Annotated in this window: 1 pseudogene; it reads right to left on the bottom strand. The window is 42.2% G+C overall.

From position 1 onward, the window contains the following. A pseudogene (locus EVJ33_RS15770) lies at window positions 1-450 on the bottom strand (hypothetical protein); the annotation flags it as partial.

The raw sequence follows: 450 nt of genomic DNA, 5'->3' as shown, positions 1-450 counted from the left end.
CATTAATACGATGATAGCTATTCGCTGTAATATCATGTAGTAATGCTGACAATGCTGCGTCACCCGCACCATTTGTATTCATAATTTTCTCAGGACCACCCATATATGGTTCAATATGAGAATAGACCTTCTCTGGCTCATCACAATCTTTACGGCGCATTGCACGACTAAATTCATAGCGATTAAATTCAGCAATCGCTCCCGGTAATAAAGGATGTGTGGTTTGGCGCTTAAAGCTATGTTCTGTATAACCCCCCATATAAAGCCCAGCAGGCCCAGCGGTACAAAGCACTAAATCTACCCACTCTAAAGCAACATCAGAGGCTAACAGAGGATCAGAATGCCCTGTTAACTCAAACGCTTCATCTTCATTCATTGCCACAACAGACACATGCTCTTTTAGGAAATCACGCCACCATTGTGGATCATCTGCAATAACGTATTTTGTAC

Origin of the sequence: Exiguobacterium sp. SL-10 (assembly GCF_004337025.1) — a bacterium.
Taxonomy (GTDB): Bacteria; Bacillota; Bacilli; order Exiguobacteriales; family Exiguobacteriaceae; genus Exiguobacterium.
Note: the sequence above shows the minus strand (reverse complement) of the source record. Positions and strands in the feature narration are given on the sequence as shown.